1 protein-coding gene is annotated in these 254 nt (G+C 46.5%); it reads left to right on the top strand.

The features are described from left to right. On the top strand, positions 1 to 254 hold a 254-nt coding region (locus AAEY62_RS23505; protein WP_350636870.1), incomplete at both ends, for an alpha/beta hydrolase-fold protein.

Here is a 254-nt window from a genome sequence, read left to right as displayed (position 1 = left end):
ATCCGGTGGCTGGCATAAACAATATACGCACAGCGCTGTAAGCACTCATTGTACTATGCGTTTTGCCGTTTTTTTGCCGCCCGGCGCTAGTGAAAGTAATAAAGTACCGGTACTTTATTGGCTTTCAGGTTTAACCTGCACCGACGAAAACTTTATGCAAAAAGCAGGCGCATTCAAAAAAGCAGCTGAGCTAGGTATTGCTAGTGTGGCACCCGACACTAGCCATCGTGGGGATAATGTTCCTAACGAAGACA

It is taken from the genome of Pseudoalteromonas sp. GW168-MNA-CIBAN-0100 (assembly GCF_040309225.1).
Classification (GTDB): domain Bacteria; phylum Pseudomonadota; class Gammaproteobacteria; order Enterobacterales; family Alteromonadaceae; genus Pseudoalteromonas; species Pseudoalteromonas arctica.
The sequence above is the reverse complement of the archived record's forward strand: the minus strand, read 5'-3'. Positions and strand labels throughout refer to the sequence as shown.